Origin of the sequence: Streptomyces dysideae (assembly GCF_001514305.1) — a bacterium.
Classification (GTDB): domain Bacteria; phylum Actinomycetota; class Actinomycetes; order Streptomycetales; family Streptomycetaceae; genus Streptomyces; species Streptomyces dysideae.
In genome coordinates, this window is record NZ_KQ949082.1 from 1 (window position 1) to 16,406 (window position 16,406).

Below are 16,406 nucleotides of genomic sequence, written 5' to 3' on the forward strand. Positions count from 1 at the left end.
CTTCCTGTCGCCTACGTCTCGCCGCATATGCAGTCCGCGGATGTGGGTGAGAGGGACCTCGTGGCGGACCCTCCAGCCGACTGGGAGGCTGCGCTGTAAGTAGTGAATGAGCAGATCACGGAAGCGGGCGCCTCGTGTGTTCCTCTCCAGGTCTACTGGCCCTTCGATCGCAATGTTCCTGGTGTTCACTACATGCCCCCACAGTGCGAGTACCGCGATTTCAGCTGAGGTACGCCGCCTGCGGCTGTGGCCCTTCGCGGTGTCCTTTACTTTGTCGTCCAGGCGGGCTGTTCGTACTTCAGGTTCCCAGATAACCGGACCAGCAGCGAAGGCACCTTTATCAAGTGCAGTCCCCTTGGCGTCATAGGCTGCATATCCCGCAGCCGTGAGCCAGGAAGGATTCCATCCCAATGCGTGGCGCATAGAGGCCTCGACTAGCGTCTCGGCCTCATTGAGATCGATACTTGCCACGTTACTTAGTTTGGATTCGTTCCAGCAGAGCCCAAAAAAATGGCGCTGATAGCCTCGGGGTCTCCCAAGTGTGTGTCGATGAGAGATCTTTGGTTCGGGTCAAGTGGCATGCATAGTCCCAGGACGTTCGACAGCGGAATTGCTGGGGTCGTTGGCTAAACAGTGGAACCGTGGGACGGCAGGTGCGGAGCTATTTCAGCAGGGTCGCTGTCATCGGCGACCACCCAGGTTTCGCCGTCAAGAGTTATCTGAGGGGCGGAGCGGTGACGGGTTCCAGCTCGGGCCACCCGTACGCTCACGAACTCTCCTTCGCGAGGCTGCAGAATGCCTAGCCGTTGGGCAACTGCTCGGTGGCTCTCATAGTCGCCCATAATGATGATCCCCTCGGGCCTCAGTGCTGAGCGCGAACCGCCGTTGCCCCGTACGCGCTTCATGTAGTCCTTCTGCTGGGCCACGGTGCGAACAACGTTCCGGCCGATACGACGCCTCTGTACCCGGCGGAAGAGTTCATTGAGGCGTTGCTGCCCCGACTTTGATGCGAACACCGCTTCACGGTCGAGAGGATTCATGTGCAGCAGGACGTTCTCCGGCAGCTCTGCGTTACGCCAGAGCCAGAGGATCTTGTCGCGATGCTCAGCTTTAATGGTGAGCTTGAGGTCGCGGTTGTTGCCTCCGTTGAGCCACTCGCGCCGTATGCGAAGGAGGCCTGCGCTCCATTGGGTCTTGTAGTCGTCGGCCCATACCAGTAGGCACAGGTGACCCAACGCCTCGGGTGGGATCATCCAGGCGCCGAACTGCTGGGAGTATTTGCAGTCCACGTCGACTCCGGCGATCTGGTAGTCCATGTTGATGCCGTCGTCGAACTTGAATTCCCACTGGAGATTGATCTCGACCAGGGTTCCGGCGTGGGTCTTTTCGGTCTTGAACAGCGTCTTCCAGTCGTAGCGGCCAGTTACTTCGCCGTTGAGCAGCTGGTCGATGGTGTCGCGGAGGACGAAGGCAAACCGTTGCCCGGAAGGGTCCAGGGCACGGATGTGATCGTAGACCTCGATGAGTTCACGGTCATCTTGTGCCAGATCCTGCCGGTAGATGCGGGCAGCGGCCTTGATGTCTTCTTCCTCGAATGGAAGCAATTTCCGTCCTTGTCCGGCGGGCTGTGTTTGGTGTCTGTGGTCAGCTGTCTGTGACGTTGACGATAGCGGCGTCAGGACGACTTGAGTCCTTGGCCTTGAAGCGTACGAGCTGGCGCTTGGAGTCGATGGCTGCGCGAGGCGGGATCACCGTGAAGGCCATGATGACCTCAGAGGAATCTGCCGTACCGTTGGCTGCGACAGCCTTGACCTCGGCGTCCGTTGCCGCTTCGACCACGGGATACAGCAGTACCACTCCACGGTGCAGGCCGATCGTTGGGGTGCTGCCGTCGGTTGCTCCTGCGTAGGCCTGGTTAATCAACTGTTGTGCGTATGCGCGGTGTTCAAGACCGGAAATACGGCCGAAGGAAACCTTGCCCGCCTGGCGGCTACGCCGGAACAGAGAGAAGGGGCCGTGACCCAGCAGTGCTGCCTCAATCCGATGGCGTTCGGTCCGGTGCGGGGCGATCACGAGCCAGTCGTCGACCCGGGCAAGGCGTCCGTCTAGCTGAGAGAGGTAGGTGAGGTGCGGCGCGAGGACATTCCCGCCTTCCCATTCGAGAGAGCTGAGAACCCCCAGCAGATCCGAATGCGGCACAACAGTAGAGGCTGCTTGGAAGCTGCGCGGCAGCGGAGTCGTGCTGTCCGGCTGGAGGCGGCACGCGGTGGACGAACCGCTCAGTCGTGCGAGAAGGGACCGCCAGCGCTCGGTGTTGCGAGCTGTGGTCCTCAAGTCCAACGGGTACGCAGCGGGTTCGATGGGCTGACCCGGCGAACGCACCTCCACCAGCTCTGCATTGAACATCTTGTTGCGGGCCGACGGCTTGACCCACGGCAGATGCTGGGCCACAAGCGGTGGAATCTGGGCCGGCGTGACCTGCGGCTTGCCATCCACCAGCGGCGCATACCGGGCCAGTTCGGCCCGGAATAGCTCTTCATCAAGGCAGATCGCCTCGAAGGCCTCGTACAGGTCAACGGTCTTGCTCTTGCCGATCAGTTCCTCGCGGCCGATGTACAAGCGCACCAGGTCGCGGTAGCCCGGCCGGAAGCCGAACCACCGGCCCATCTGCATCAGTGTGTCCGCTTGCTGGGTTGTCCGGCGGTAGTAGGTGATGGTCAGACCCTCCACCGTGAAGCCCCGGGAGAGTTTCGTCCCGCCGACAAGGATCTTCCAGACGTTAGGAGTGCGGTCGAAGTCGAGGTTCAGCTGGGCGAAGTAACGGTCGGAGTCGCCGTTGACAACGATGACTGGTCCACCGCCTGCGTTGATGAGCTGGCGTGCCCGGCTGACGTAGGGCCGCAGTTCGTCGTATGTCGCGGGGGTGGGGAGATCGGCGGCCTGAGCGGCAGATACCTGTGCGAAGTCGGAGTCGAACAGGGCTGCGAGGCGCGCGTGTCCCTCGGCACCGGTGTACCCGGCGTTGTTCCACATCGCAGTCAGACGGTCTGCCAGCGCGCTGTGGTCATCCATCCTGACCGACTCGTGGACCAGCATGGTGTGGTGGCGGAAGGGGCCTTCAGGAGTGCCATTGGCGGCCCGATACGCCTTTAGTGCGCCTGACAGAACGAAGGCGTCCATGGCCTCCTGCAGGAGATCGCCAGTGGACTTCTTGATCCCTCGTACGTGCGCCTTCTCCTTGGAATTGGCGACTGTCCGGTCCTCCCGGGGGATGGGCGAGTCGAGGTCATGGAAGTCCTGGACGCCCATGTACTCGGTGGGGCGCGGCAGGGAGATCAGGAAGTCGCGGGGGAAGATGTCTTCTTCGTCGCCGGGATCCACGAAGACGTTGGCGAACGGCGTCGCCGTGTAGCCCACGTACTGGGCACGTGGCAGCAGCCGCAGCAAGTCCGTAATGAGGCCATTTATCGCAGTGCGAGTGACTTTCCCGGCTTCCCATTTCTTCGGGTCTGTGGTGTTGATGGACGCCTGGTCAGACTCGTCGTCGATGATCAGCGCTGGGATTTCGGACAGCAGCGGGCCGATCTTGCGTAGGTCATCGACCAGATTGGAGAGGACCGTCTTGTTCTTCTTCACGACCATGATGCGTGCCGCGGCATCGTGCAGGTTCACCGGGTCGTGGAGCGGGCGGGTCCGGTCGTGCTTTTCAAACTCCAGGGCACGGATGCCGTTCAGGAGCCGACGGTAGTCGTCCTGGCGGGTAGTGAGACGCTCGATGTCGAAGGCACCGCGCGCAGAAGGCCGACCGTCATGGGAGACAAACTTGTGCGGCCAGTCCTCGTCGTCCTGGTAGTCGATCCCAACGAGAGCATCGGGGTTGCCCGGGTCGGCTCCGCGCAGGATGTTTTCCTGGCCGATGAGCTCCATGTCGAGACGCCGCTGCGTCTGGCCGCGGAGGAGGTTGAGGGTGCCGCCAAGGACGATAACGAGGCGGTAGCCGGCGTCGATGGCTTTGGCCGTGACACCTGTGAAGTTCGCCGTCTTGCCGGACTGGACGTAACCCACGACGAGGCCGCGAGCTCCGTAGGCCTCTTCCCGGGTTGGGTCGGAGAGCCGTTCGACGACACTGTGAGCCGCCTGGTCGAGCCCAGAAACCGCAGTGTCAGACCAGCCCTTGCTGCGCAGGAGACGCTCGTACGCCTTCCAGTAGAAGGCGCGAGTGGCTGCGTTCTCCCGGGTGTACCAAGGCGCGAACTCTTTGCTGATGACGACCGTTCCCGGTTCCTTGAACACAGGGAAGGCCGAGTCCAGGGCCTTGCACAGCTCTTCACCGAAACCGAGGCGCGTGTATGCGTCCGCTCGACGCTCGTCGGTACGTGCTGGAGCCGAGGACCACTTGGCGTTCTCGTCGAAGTCCCATGCGGTGAGAGTGCGATGCCAGAGAACGAGGAGTTCATCACCAGGGGAAGCGGCCAGCAGGCGCTCCAGGAAGCAGCTGAGGTCGATCTCGCTCGGCTCCAGGTCGTCCGAGAATGCGAAGGCACGCTTGGAAAAGTGACTCGGGCCGCCGCGTTGCATGGAGGCCAGAACATCGAAGTGAAGGTCAAGCAGTTGGTCGGTCATCTGTGGTGTCGTCCAGTTCCGGCTCAGCCAGCGTCGGTCTCGTAGCGGGCGATCTCGCAGCGGGCTGCAGAGATCAGGACGCTGTTCCACAGCGCCATTTCATCGTCGCGCTGGGCGCTGGAGCGGCCCATGCGGAAGTTCTTCTCAAGGAGGATGTAGAGCAGCCCCTTGAGGACCGGCGCATCGTTGGATCCAGCGCGGCGGTCACCGTTGAAAGCCTCGCGGTACTCCTTGTTGAGGCGTACGAGATGCTCGTCGCGGTCGATGCTGAAGAACGTGTGCGAAGGCATGCTCTCCCAGCGGAAAGTGACGGGAGCCGCCCCTTCGAGCTGCGGCAGTTCGTCTCGCAGGGTGCGCTTCAGTTTCGGGTCTATGCCCTTGCCAGGAGGGACGACCTCTGGGCGCTTGACTTCAGTGGAGCGGCGAGCAGCCTCGCGGTACGTGGTTTCGGCGTCCTGGAGGTACGCCGCGAAGGTACGGCCGCTGTCGTCTGCGGCCTTCTCCAGCCCGCGGGCAAAAGCCGGTGTGACGTTCACCCCGTCCTTCTTGACCGTGAGGCTGAAGACGTCGTTCGGGGCTGAGGGGAGGTCGATGGCTATCCGCGCCAGGTTGTGGTGGGCCTCCGCGCTGCGGGTGCCGTTCCAACCGCCAGCCTGTACCAGGCGATCGTGCCGGTAGACATAGAAGCCCTGGCGGTCCGCGAGTGGGCCGATGCCCCGGTACGCGACGAGCGGCGACTTGGGAGGCCAGATGTGTCCGGTCATCCTGACGTCACCAACACCCTCAACGGGCGCTGTGAAGGTGCGCGGGTAGCTGGACCGACCTGGGATCCGGTATCCGAACGGGTCGATCGGCTCGATCCCGCGGTGGTCAAGTTCATCGCGGGTCTGGACGTCTTCTACGACGATGTCGACATGGAAGTCCCCACGGGCAAGGAACCGGTGGAGGTACAGGCCGAGGTGGGTTTCCAGCTTCTCAATCGCCTCGTTGAGGAAGCGGTCGGTCTGGCCGTCTGTCACGGTTTCGAAGGCGCGGACACCATCCCAGCGCACGATCGTGCCGTGCCACTCGATGACGCCGTCATAGCGGTCCACGAGGTCCTGGCAGTACCGAGCGTCAACGATGTCGCAGCTGAAGTCGGCCTGAGCGGCCGCCGTGCGCCAGCGTCGGCCCGCTGACGGGCTTCGCTTCGTGCGGCTGATCAGTGTCAGCGCGTCAGAGTGCGAGAGTGAAGCGGCCTTCAGACCGGCGCCGAAATGACCTAGCGCGGAATCGCTGTACTCGGTTCGGCCACCAACAGTCATCGCTACGTCAAGCCCGGCTTCGTCCATGCCGCGGCCGTCGTCGACGACGAGAAGACTGACGAGCCGGTCTGACTCGCGCAGGAAGCTGACGACTACTTTGGTGGCTCCGGCATCAATGGAGTTGTCGATGAGGTCGGCGATGGCCGCCTCGAAGCCGTAACCCTGGTGAGTGAGGGACTGGACGTACCGAGCGGCAGGCGGGAGTCGCTTGCTCCCGCTCGTCGGAACTTCGTACTGCCAGTCGGCGGAAGGCGTGTAAGGCATGGCCGTGGCTGCTCCTGGGACACACAGGACGGGGCCTGCGTGGGGGAGGAGCGGCCCGTCGGATTCTGCGAACACTGAGTGAGCACGACGGTACTGCAGGGAACGGATATAGGCCCCAGCAGTACCGCGACTGTGCGAGGTGCTTCTAAGTATGGGCTGAAATGCTTCAGGTTTTGACTGAATCGCTGCAAGACGTCGCTGGCGGACGCGGATTGCCAGCTGCGGCGAAGCGAGGGCGTTGACTGCCTCCAGACGACCACGAGCCTGGTCGGCGCGATCAACGGCCCGTTACCCGGCGAAGATATGTTCTCCGCCATGAGCGCGATGATCGAAAGCGACCACCCCACCCACCCCCTGACCGGCAAGGTCATAGTCATCACAGGCGCAGCCCGAGGCCAAGGCGCCGCCGAGGCAAGGGCGTTGGCCCAGGCCGGCGCCAAGGCCATAGCCACCGACGTACGTCCGGAACCGGACGGCGACTGTCGCCGCCTCGATGTCACCAGCGAGTCCGACTGGACCGCCCTCGCCGCCGAGCTGCGTGAGACGTACGGCCATGTCCACGGCCTGGTCAACAACGCCGGCGTCATTCAGCGTGACCGTCTCGGTGAGGTCCGACCCGAGGACTTCGCGGACGTCCACGCGGTGAACGCCACCGGGCCGCTGCTCGGCATCCAGCACCTCGCGCCGCTGATGCCGCCAGGGTCGGCCATCGTCAACGTCGGGTCGTCCGCCGCGCTCACCGGCTACTACCCCGTGGCGTACACCGCGAGCAAGTGGGCCCTGCGCGGGGTGTCGAAGATCGCGGCGATGGAGCTGGGGCCGCGGGGTATTCGTGTCAACACCGTTCACCCCGGTTACATCGAGACCGAGATGACCGCCGCCGCCACCCCGGCGTTCCGCGAGGCGACCATCGGTGAGACGCCCCTCGGCCGCAGCGGCACCGTCGACGACATCGCGCCCTTGGTGGTCTTCCTCCTCTCCGACGCGTCCTCCTTCATCACCGGAGCGGAGATTCCCGTGGACGGGGGCCTCACCGCGCACGGCGGCGTGAAGTCCATCTCGGACGCGGTGCGGCCGGGTACGCCGGACACGCAGACGCCCTGATACTCCAGCCGGAGATGATGAGTCTGGCTGGTTGCGTCGAGGCACGGCAGTTGTCACACGCGCAGGCTTGTTGCCCCGGAGGAAATTCCCTCAGCCCAGCGTGATCCGGGCGGTGACCGGGAGATGGTCGCTTCCGGTAGCGGGCAGAGTGCGAATGTGACCGACGGTCGCCGAGCGAGCCATGATCTGGTCGATCCGAGCCAGTGGGAAGGCCGCGGGGTAGCTGAAGGCGAAGCCCCGTGTCGGCACGTTCATCTGTGAGTTCAGCGGGGCCAGCCCACGATCGTCGGCCGTGCTGTTGAGGTCGCCGAGGAGTATCACCGTCTTCGACTTCTCGGCGGCGAGGGCCTTGCCCAGCAGGCCGGCGCTTTCGTCACGCCGGGAGGAGGCGAGGCCGGACGCGGTGACGCGGACTGAGGGCAGGTGCACGACGTACACCGCGGTCTCACGGTGCTGAGCGCGGACCACGGCCCGTAGCCCGCGGCTCCAGGGCTCTGTGATCCCAGCGGGTTTGATGTCCAGTTTCTGGACATCGGTGAGCGGATGTTTCGACCAGAGTCCGACGGTGCCCACAACCGCGTGGTGCCGGTAGCGCGGGGCGAGGGTTCTTTCGTAGACCGGCAGCGACGCGGGCACCAGCTCCTCCAGGCCGATGAGGTCGGGCTCGGCATCGGCCAGGGAGCGGGCTGTGCCCGCGGGGTCGGTGTTCTCGTCGCTGACGTTGTGCTGCACCACGACCAGATCGTGCGCACCGGACTTCGCCCCGGGCAGCAGCAGCCCGCCGAAAAGGTACGTCCAGGCCGCCACCGGCAAGAGCAGGGTCACCAGCGCGACAGCAGAGCGGCGCAGCAACGCCAGGCCGAGCAGCACCACGATCACCAGGCCGGACCAGGGCAGGAACGATTCCAGCAGGCTGCCCAGGTGTCCGGGGGTGTTTGGAACCTGCCGATGGAACGCCAGCAGCAGTGATGTCAGCGCCGCCAGTGCGGCGAGCACCCGCCCTCGTGTCCAGGACGACCGGTCGCTTGCATTCCCGCCCGCAGACCACCACCAGGTCCCCTGGGTTGTTGCCGTCTTCACCGCATGCGTCGCACTGCTGTTCCGCTCACCCACGGCTTACCATCCCCACGCCCGTTGCCCTTGACCTCCAGGACGAGCCACCTGGTGAATCACGTTCTGTTCTTCGCCAGTGTGACGGCACACATCCGTGAGGCCCAGGAGATCGGAATAGAGCCACAGCTGGTGACCCTGTGGTGATGCCAGAGTCAGGACACGATCGACAGTTATTGACCGACAGCTCCCTGCGCCCGTGAGCTGTCCTTGAGGCGCCCCGGGTGCCCGCACCGACCTGGCGGGCGGGACCCGGGGCTGGAACACCGAGCTGGTGCTGAGGAAGGGTCAGAAGACCGTCAGAGCCACTGCTGGTAGGTGCCGCCGTTGTGATCATCCGAGGCCGAGGAGTGCGAGGGCGGCGAGGGTCGCGGGCGTTGTGGCGGAGGCCGGCCGCCTCACTCGGCCACCTCGCCCACCTCACTCGGCCAACGCCCGCCGCAACGCCGCCCCCAGCTCACCGATCTGCCGTTGCGACACCTCGGCGGACAGGATCGCCTGCAAGTCGTGGAAGGTGCCGGGCCACTGGTGGAGTTCGACCGACACGCCCGTCTGGAGCGGCCGCAGCGCGTGGAGATGTCGTCGTCGCGGTTCGGGTAGAGCTCAGCTGTGGCGACGTAGGCGGGCGGCAGGCCGGAAAGGTCGGCAGCGCGCGCCGGGGCGGCGTACGGCGAGACGGAGGCCGGGGCGGAGGCGGGGCCCAGGTAGTGCCCCCACGCCGTGGTGACCTTGGACCGGTTCATCCAGGGCGTGTTCGTGAAGTTCCGCGCCGACCACGACTCCCGCCGGTCGTCGAGCCGGGGCTGGTGCGTTCCGCGAGGCGACCATCGGTGAGACGCCCCTCGGCCGCAGCGGCGCCGTCGACGACGTCGCGCCCCTGGTCGTCTTCCTCCTCTCCGACGCGTCCTCCTTCATCACCGGAGCGGAAATTCCCGTGGACGGGGGCCTCACCGCGCACGGCGGCGTGAAGTCCGTCTCGGACGCGGTGCGGCCGGGTACGCCGGACACGCAGACGCCCTGAGGTCCGAACTGCGCCGCTGCCGGTACACCGTCGCTCGCCATGCACTGACCTTGACCCCGCATCTGCCTGCGTAAAGGATCTGTTGCCGGGGGTGGTTCTGGATGCGGACGAGGGTGATTCGGCGGCCCGTATACGCGTGGTTTCCCGTCGCTGCGGGGGCCGCATCCTACGTCTGCGCGGTTCTGATCATTGGTCCGCTGCACGAGGAGCCGGCGGCGGCGTTTCTGCTCGCCGGGACAACCATCTTTCTGTCAGACGATCTTCACCATGGACACCGGCCGCCGACCAGCACGAGCACGCTGAAACCCGCGCACACCAGCCCCCTTGACCTGCAGTCCTTCGCGATGCACACGACTCACTGCCGCCACCTCCCTGCCGCAGCGGCGGGGAGGTGGCTCACGTGTGTCTAGGTCGCGTTCCGGTGAGACGGGTGGTTCGTACCGTCAGACGGGCGCTCCACCGCTCCTTGCATCGAGCGGCCTGTGCACGCCTACGCGAACGATCGCACTGCGGCGAGGCGTTGAACTAGCTGCAGGTGCGAGAGTTATACGACGCCCACTGCCACCCGTTGCCGAAGTTGAACTGGTAGTTCCCGGCGTTGCTGCGACGAACGCTGAACGCACCCTCCCAGCCGGAGTACATTCCGTTGACCCAGTCAGACGTGTCGACGGTGTGTGAGATCCCGCCCGCGGCAGTCCAGCTCTGGCGGCCCGCAGAGCCGTCCGGAGAGAGACCCCGCGCCCGCTGGAAGGCCCGCGTCGCGGCATCGGTCTGGTCGCCGAAGACGCCATCGATCCCGCTCTTTGACAGGTGGCCGTTGGCCCAGAGGATCGCCTGCCACAAGCAGGTTGCGTTCGAATACCGATGGACTTCGACATTCACCACGCCTTCGTCGGTCCAGTCGTTGTACATCGTGCCGGCACCGGCCACGTAGGCCCGGCCCGTGTAGCTGCCACTGGCATGCGCCGGTGTACTGGCGAGGGAACCAATCCCCGTGCCCAACACCGCCACGCCCAAAGCGGCAGCCGCTCGGCGTGCCTTGTGCGAAGCCAGAATCCGCATCGCTATTCACCTCTGTCTCGATCGGTTGACTGATTGCGGCTCGTCCCGCGAGGGGACATGGTCGGAGCTGGCACAGCACCAGTGCGCAGGGGCACGGTACGCAGCACGCACCGTGGCCCGGGTCATGAGCGGTAAGTGAAAGTGAGGCCATGCGCGCCCGCCACGGCCGGTGTCAGCCCCGTAGGACGGCACGGTAGCCCGGATCGGTCACTGAGTGTGCCGGTCGATTGCCCCACAAGGAAACTCATTGGGACGACACATCCCATGAACCCGTACAGCCCTGTCCGCGTCACGGGTGTGCTGACGGTCGATCGAAGGGACGGGAGGCGCTGTGGATCCGTCCTTGCGCCTTGGGGGCGATCGGTCCTCAGCCAAACCCCGAACCGTGTGTTGCGCGCGGAGACTGGGTGGGGCTACGCGGCGACGACCGAGATGTTGAAGTCCACCGGGCCGAGGACCCCGTAGAGCCGCAGCCACAGCGGCATGAGCAGTTCTGTCGCGCGGGCGCTGGACAGGTCCCCGAGGTCCGTGATCTGAGTGGAGGCCCAGCCGAAGGACCGCAGCAGCGCCGCCACCTCGGCCTTGGCATGCTCGTCGTTGCCGCTGAGGAATACGTTGTGGTGGCCGGGGACCCGGCTGGGCTCGACCATGACCGTGTTGTTCATGGTGTTGAGGGTCTTGACGATCCGCGTTTCGGGGAACGCCTTCTGGAGCTGCTCGGCGAGGCTGCCGCCGTCGGGAGTGACGACCCTGGGCGGGAACCCGTCGGAGAAGTCGAGTGCGTTGGACACGTCGATGAGCACCTTGCCGCGCAGGCTGTCGGCGCCCGCGGCTTCCAGCACGGCCAGGGAGACCAGGCCGCCGGTCGCGTTCACCACCAGTTCGGCAGCGCCGGCGGCGTCGGCGAAGGTGCCGTGCGCGCCGCCGTTGTCCGCGGCCCACTGCCTGGCCTCCGCGTTGTCCGCCGTCCTGGAGCCCATCGTGACCTCATGGCCCAGGGTGGCCAGCTTGGTGGCGAGCCTTTGCCCGACCTCGCCCGTGCCCAGTACCGCGATCTTCATTGCTTGCTCTCTTTCGTAAGGAATCCGGCTTGTCCAGCGTCACCAGCCGCGCGTCCGGCGCGGCGATGTCGGAGTGGAGCAGGCTTGTGTCCACCACGACGACGCCCTGAGCGGTCTCCACCAGGTAGGAGTTGACGTACAGTCCGGCCTCGCCGGCGGTGTGTGTATGGATGGTCAGGTCGGACATCTGGTCCCCGGATTCGGTTGGGCGATCGATGTACGTGACCGTAGGCGGGTACCGTCATGCCCGGAAGTACGCACCATTTGGTGCCTGTCCCAGGAGGGTCCGATGGAACCCGACGTGTTCGACCCGAACTGCGGCTCACGGGAGGTGCTCGACCTGATCGCCGACAAGTGGAGCGCACTGATCCTGTACGCGCTGCGCGGTCGCACTCTCCGCCACGCCGAACTGCGACGAGCCCTCGGCGGGATCAGCCAGAAGATGCTTACCCAGACGCTACGCACCCTGGAGACCGACGGGATCGTACGACGCGTCGCGTTCCCCGTCGTACCGCCCCACGTCGAGTACTCGCTCACCGCTCTCGGAGAGTCCTTGTCGCCCCTGCTGACCGAGGTGTGCCGGTGGGCCGAAGACAACCTCACCGACATCCAAGCCGCCCGCGCCGTCAACGCACATGGATAAGGCGGAATCCGTCGGGCCCCGACAGGTGCCACTCCAACCCCGACTGCGAACATTCTCGTTGAGCTCAGCCCCGTCCGGTGATGCGGATGGGACGTCCTGCCCATCGGCAGGCGCTTCAGCGCCAAGCGTGAATAAGGGCTGGACGACTCCCCCCGCCCGTCCCCACGCACGCTACCTTTCGTCCAGTGAAGATCGTACGAATGCTCACGGACCGCTGGTGGCCCAAGAACAAGGCGACCCGCTGGCAGAAGGAGACCCTCCGCCGCCTTTACGAGTTGTACACGGCGGGCGAGTACGAGGAGACCGAGGCGGAGGCATGGGCTTTTGCGGCCGCCCTGCCGCAACGTCCCCGGGGGCGGCATCTCTTCCTGGGGTGGTGCGCCAGGACGTTGGCCACGGCGGCGGCCATCTCGCACGGACGCAGTGCCGATGTACTGCCCGAGTTGGAGACGCTGATCGCGGAGTTGGAGCCGGCACCCGGCAACGCGCGGCTGCTGTGGCTGGAGGCCCGTACAAGCCGTGTGGTGATCCTCGCCGACCAGCATCGGTACACGGAGGCGGAGGCCGAGGCCCTCGACATCCTGCGCGCCATCACCCGTCTCCCGCATCTCACCGGGGTGTGGAAGACCGAGCTGTGCGTTCTGGGCAACCTCGCGCATGTCCTGCGCAGACAGGGCCGCCACGAGGAGGCGGAGGCGATCGCCCGCGGCAACCTGCCCCGTGCGGAGGGCCGCATGGCCGCCGCCATGCACTGCGTGCTGGTGGACAGCATGAACGGACAGGGTCGCTACGAGGAGGCCCTGGCTGAGGCGCACCGGCTCACGCCGACTTGGGTCCGCGCCGGAAGCGGCGCCCTGGACATGGCCATTGCCACAGCCCTGCACGGCCTGAACCGTCCCAGCGAAGCGGAAGCCTCGGCCCGGCAGGCGCTGACCGCCTGTGAGCGGTTTCTGCACCCGGCCCACCCGCGCATCCGGGAAGCCCGCACACTTCTGGACCGCATCGCTTCCGAGGACCCCGGGATGTGAGAATGCGCTCTGGGGTTCAGGTGCGGTGACCATGCCGCAACCCTCTTGCGCCGCCTCCTCGTTCAGCAGAGAGTCGGCGGGCGTACGGATCCTCGGCCGGACCAGTGAGAGACTCTGTCGGGAATCTTGAGATCCGGGGTCATTTTCCTTGGCGCCACCACAGGGGCCGGGGCAGGCCGCGTGCGTCCGAGCCCCCCGCTCGTCGCTCTTTGATTTCAGAGCATGATGAGCAGACGCGTCTTCGGCTTGAGCTTCCTATTCACCGAACGACTTTGTACGTACACCTCCAACTTGGGGTTGTTCCCCGCCTTCACGGAGACGGTCCCCTGGACACCCGTACCGAACAAAAGGCTGCGCGCCGCGTCGCCGGTATAGGCGCGGTCGGTGTCCTTCTCGACCACGATGACTTCCTTGTTCTGCTGAACCTGAGCCCGGGCGCCCAGCTGGTAGTAACACGAACCACGTTCGTACGTCACGCCCGGATGTGAATCGACGAAGGGGCGAATCTCGACCTCCTTGTCAACTTTCAGGAGCCGGTACCTGTCGGCCGGAATCGGTTCGAGCTTCGCCCGCACCTCGTCAACCGATATGTCCTGACCGACGGCGAACAGGTTCTTCGTGCCGCGCACCCCCTGCTCTCGTCCGCGGAGGAAGCTGGTGGCGGCAGCGCGCACGGTGCCGATCGCCTCCTCGACGCCCTTCTGGGAATCCGCATCCCAGATGGCGATGTTCCCGGCCGGGAAACCGTAGTTCTGGGCGGTCCGCTTGGCCAGGGAGTTCGGAACGAGGATTGCGGAGGTCCAGTGGCCCGGAAGCCCGCTCATCTTCGCCGTGATCCTGTCGAGCCAGGGGCCAAGGATGGCCATGTCGCCGTCGTGCCGCCTGTCGCCGCCAGAGGCGTTCTCCTCGCCGTCCGTCACCACGATCTGGAGGAAGCTGTGCTCGCCGTATTCCTCCCAGATATGGCCCAGGTCGTCCAGGGACTTCAGAGAAGCCTCGATGAGGGCCGTAGCGCCATTGTTGACCTGGTACAGCCCCCGCATGGACGGCAGATGCTTCACGTCCATGTCCCAGACCAGGTTCTCCACCTTATGGTCGAAGGAGTAGAGGCTGATCCGGGTTTCGTGGCCGAGGCTGTCCGATTCGGCCTTCAACCCCGCCACGAACTCGTCCACAACGCGAATGAGTTGACTCTGGTGCGGACGCATTGAACCCGAACAGTCCACTACCAGCGCGACGTGATTCACCTTGTGCTGGATCTTGTTTGCGGACATGTTTCTGCTCCCCCTCCGAGGCTCCCCGAGTGATGTCTCCACTCTATGGGGAGGCACTGACAACGGGGTTTGACGCTCAATCACCTGCCTGCGTCAGTGAGCGTTTTCCAACCTGGCCGTGAGGGTGGGCAGTTGGGCTGACAGACAAGTGAAGCCCCTGGTGGATGGGTTCTCGACCGAAATCCGTCTCCACCAGAGGCTTCATGTTCGCCAAGCTGCGCAGGCATCGCCGGGAGCTCGGTACCCGGTGGCGGCGCCTGAGCACCGGCCAGCTGGCGGCTCCTGCGCAAGCCCCGCTGCTCGACCACTCGGCACACCAGCCTGGTCCAGGCTGTCCTCACGCTTCATATCGCCGGCTCAGAGTGAGGATGGAAAACGCTCAGTGAGTACCATCGGCCCCGCCGCGCGCGGGTCGGGCACCGAGTCGAAGCAGGGACGCAGGTCAGCGACCTGGCCGGGGTCAAGCGGACCCAGGTTCACGGCACGGCAGGGACCGGAGATCGTGCCCGCACTGCTGCCTGCCCCTCACGCCAAAGACCCGTACAACCACGGGACTTGAAGCCGCCTGGTTTCAGCCTGCGAACGTTTCTGCCCGCGAATTTTGCGAGAGGTGTTGACGCTGATCACCGGAACCCTATTATCCAGTTGCTCGATACTTCGACCCGTGTTCGCTATGCCGAACACTCCAGGGCCGCACCACACCGCCTCCGGACAGCCCCTGACGGGCCAGACCGGAGTCGCTTGCTCAAGGATGACGAGGTCCTTATGCACAGACGTAGTTTCAGTCTCAGACGCCCGTCCGCGATGCTCGCCGCCGCGGTTGCGGCCCTGGCCGCGTTGGCGGCGCTGCTCGTCGCCGGCCCGGCCCAGGCGGCCACCACCAGCGACGTGCGCGGTGTTGATTCCGGCCGCTGTCTCGATGTGGAGGGCTTCAGCCAGACCGACGGCGCGAACGTGCACATCTGGGACTGCCACGGCGGCACCAACCAGCAGTGGACGTTGACGGACAGCAACCAGCTGACCGTGTACGGCAACAAGTGCCTGGATGTCCGGGGCGGCGCCACCACGTCCGGGACCCCGGTGCAGATCTGGACGTGCACCGGCAGTGACAACCAGCAGTGGCGGGTGAACCCCGACGGCACGATCGTCGGCGTGCGGTCCGGGCTGTGCCTGGACGTCTCGGGCTGGGGTAAGGCCAACGGCACGGGGGTGCAGATCTGGTCGTGCACCGGCGGCAACAACCAGAAGTGGACCGGCCTGTCCGGGGCGAGCAACGCGTGTGCTCTTCCGTCGACGTACCGGTGGACCTCGACGGCTCCGCTGGCGCAGCCGGCGAACGGGTGGACCGCGCTGAAGGACTTCACCACCGTGACGTACAACGGCAGGCACCTGGTCTACGGGACCACCGCCAGCGCAGGTGGGTGGGGCTCGATGGGGTTCAGTCCCTTCACGAACTGGTCGGACATGGCGTCGGCCACTCAGATCGGGATGAGCGAGGGCGCGGTGGCGCCCAAACTGTTCCACCTCTCGACCAAGAACATCTGGGTGCTGGTCTCAAATGGGTGGGGTACCAACTGGACCTTCACCTACCGCACGTCCAGCGACCCCACCAACCCCAACAGCTGGTCCGCCCCGCAGGAGCTGTTCACCGGCAGATTCCCCGAGGGTGAGGCGGGCGGCCCGATCGACCCGACCATGATCGCCGACGACCAGAACATGTACCTGTTCTTCGCCGGTGACAACGGCAAGATCTACCGGTCGACCATGCCGCTCGGGAACTTCCCCAGCAGCTTCGGCTCCTCGTACACGACGATCATGAGCGACACCGAGGACAGGCTGTTCGAGGCGCCGGAGGTCTACAAGGTCCAGGGCCAGAACCAGTACCTCATGATCGTTGAGGCGAAGGGTACGG

Annotated in this window: 12 protein-coding genes and 3 pseudogenes; 6 read left to right on the forward strand and 9 right to left on the reverse strand. The window is 65.2% G+C overall.

Annotated elements, in window-relative coordinates:
• Positions 1–626: 626 nt before the first annotated feature.
• The 3 genes from AQJ91_RS14940 to AQJ91_RS14950 are packed head-to-tail and all read right to left on the reverse strand — an operon-like array spanning position 627 to position 6,191.
• A complete protein-coding gene (locus tag AQJ91_RS14940) occupies positions 627–1,604 on the reverse strand; it encodes a NaeI family type II restriction endonuclease (RefSeq protein WP_079084920.1) in 978 nt (325 codons plus the stop codon).
• A 40-nt stretch (positions 1,605–1,644) separates the two neighbouring features.
• The gene (locus AQJ91_RS14945) at positions 1,645–4,623 is read right to left on the reverse strand and encodes a Z1 domain-containing protein (protein WP_067021134.1); all 2,979 of its coding nucleotides are present in this window, start codon (positions 4,621–4,623) and stop codon (positions 1,645–1,647) included.
• Between the two features lie 23 nt (positions 4,624–4,646).
• Positions 4,647–6,191: an ATP-binding protein gene (locus tag AQJ91_RS14950; protein ID WP_067021137.1), complete on the reverse strand. Its 1,545-nt coding sequence runs from the start codon at positions 6,189–6,191 to the stop codon at positions 4,647–4,649.
• A gap of 315 nt (positions 6,192–6,506) precedes the next feature.
• Here AQJ91_RS14950 and AQJ91_RS14955 point away from each other — a divergent pair, with 315 nt between their 5' ends.
• Entirely contained in the window at positions 6,507–7,295 is a 789-nt protein-coding gene (locus AQJ91_RS14955; protein WP_107122453.1) for an SDR family NAD(P)-dependent oxidoreductase, read from the forward strand.
• A gap of 90 nt (positions 7,296–7,385) precedes the next feature.
• Here AQJ91_RS14955 and AQJ91_RS14960 read toward each other — a convergent pair whose 3' ends face one another.
• From AQJ91_RS14960 to AQJ91_RS55580, 3 genes and pseudogenes are all read right to left on the reverse strand, one after another.
• Positions 7,386–8,291 (reverse strand): endonuclease/exonuclease/phosphatase family protein, encoded by a 906-nt coding sequence (locus tag AQJ91_RS14960; protein ID WP_079084921.1) that lies wholly within the window; start codon positions 8,289–8,291, stop codon positions 7,386–7,388.
• 534 nt (positions 8,292–8,825) lie between these two features.
• A complete protein-coding gene (locus AQJ91_RS57345) occupies positions 8,826–8,951 on the reverse strand; it encodes a hypothetical protein (RefSeq protein ID WP_267891202.1) in 126 nt (41 codons plus the stop codon).
• 89 nt (positions 8,952–9,040) lie between these two features.
• Positions 9,041–9,151: pseudogene (locus AQJ91_RS55580) on the reverse strand (alpha/beta hydrolase); the annotation flags it as partial.
• A gap of 50 nt (positions 9,152–9,201) precedes the next feature.
• Here AQJ91_RS55580 and AQJ91_RS49395 point away from each other — a divergent pair.
• Positions 9,202–9,426: pseudogene (locus AQJ91_RS49395) on the forward strand (SDR family oxidoreductase); the annotation flags it as partial.
• Between the two features lie 525 nt (positions 9,427–9,951).
• On the opposite strand, the gene AQJ91_RS14975 reads toward AQJ91_RS49395, so the two are convergent.
• Complete coding sequence (locus AQJ91_RS14975) at positions 9,952–10,488, reverse strand: peptidoglycan-binding domain-containing protein (RefSeq protein ID WP_079084924.1); 537 nt, start codon at positions 10,486–10,488, stop codon at positions 9,952–9,954.
• A gap of 413 nt (positions 10,489–10,901) precedes the next feature.
• A complete protein-coding gene (locus AQJ91_RS14980; protein WP_067021143.1) occupies positions 10,902–11,549 on the reverse strand; it encodes an NADPH-dependent F420 reductase in 648 nt (215 codons plus the stop codon).
• A gap of 289 nt (positions 11,550–11,838) precedes the next feature.
• Between AQJ91_RS14980 and AQJ91_RS14985 the strand changes: the two genes are divergently transcribed.
• Together AQJ91_RS14985 and AQJ91_RS14990 are read left to right on the forward strand one after the other, a co-directional pair.
• Entirely contained in the window at positions 11,839–12,192 is a 354-nt protein-coding gene (locus AQJ91_RS14985) for a winged helix-turn-helix transcriptional regulator (protein ID WP_199847935.1), read from the forward strand.
• 185 nt (positions 12,193–12,377) lie between these two features.
• The gene (locus AQJ91_RS14990) at positions 12,378–13,220 is read left to right on the forward strand and encodes a tetratricopeptide repeat protein (protein ID WP_234382274.1); all 843 of its coding nucleotides are present in this window, start codon (positions 12,378–12,380) and stop codon (positions 13,218–13,220) included.
• A 215-nt stretch (positions 13,221–13,435) separates the two neighbouring features.
• Here the strand turns inward: AQJ91_RS14990 and AQJ91_RS14995 are convergent, their stop codons facing one another.
• Entirely contained in the window at positions 13,436–14,494 is a 1,059-nt protein-coding gene (locus tag AQJ91_RS14995) for a vWA domain-containing protein (RefSeq protein ID WP_067021145.1), read from the reverse strand.
• Between the two features lie 270 nt (positions 14,495–14,764).
• Here AQJ91_RS14995 and AQJ91_RS52065 point away from each other — a divergent pair.
• Positions 14,765–14,860, forward strand: a pseudogene (locus AQJ91_RS52065) (IS5/IS1182 family transposase); the annotation flags it as partial.
• A 399-nt stretch (positions 14,861–15,259) separates the two neighbouring features.
• The coding region (locus AQJ91_RS15000; RefSeq protein ID WP_199847936.1) for a non-reducing end alpha-L-arabinofuranosidase family hydrolase at positions 15,260–16,406 on the forward strand (1,147 nt) is incomplete at its 3' end.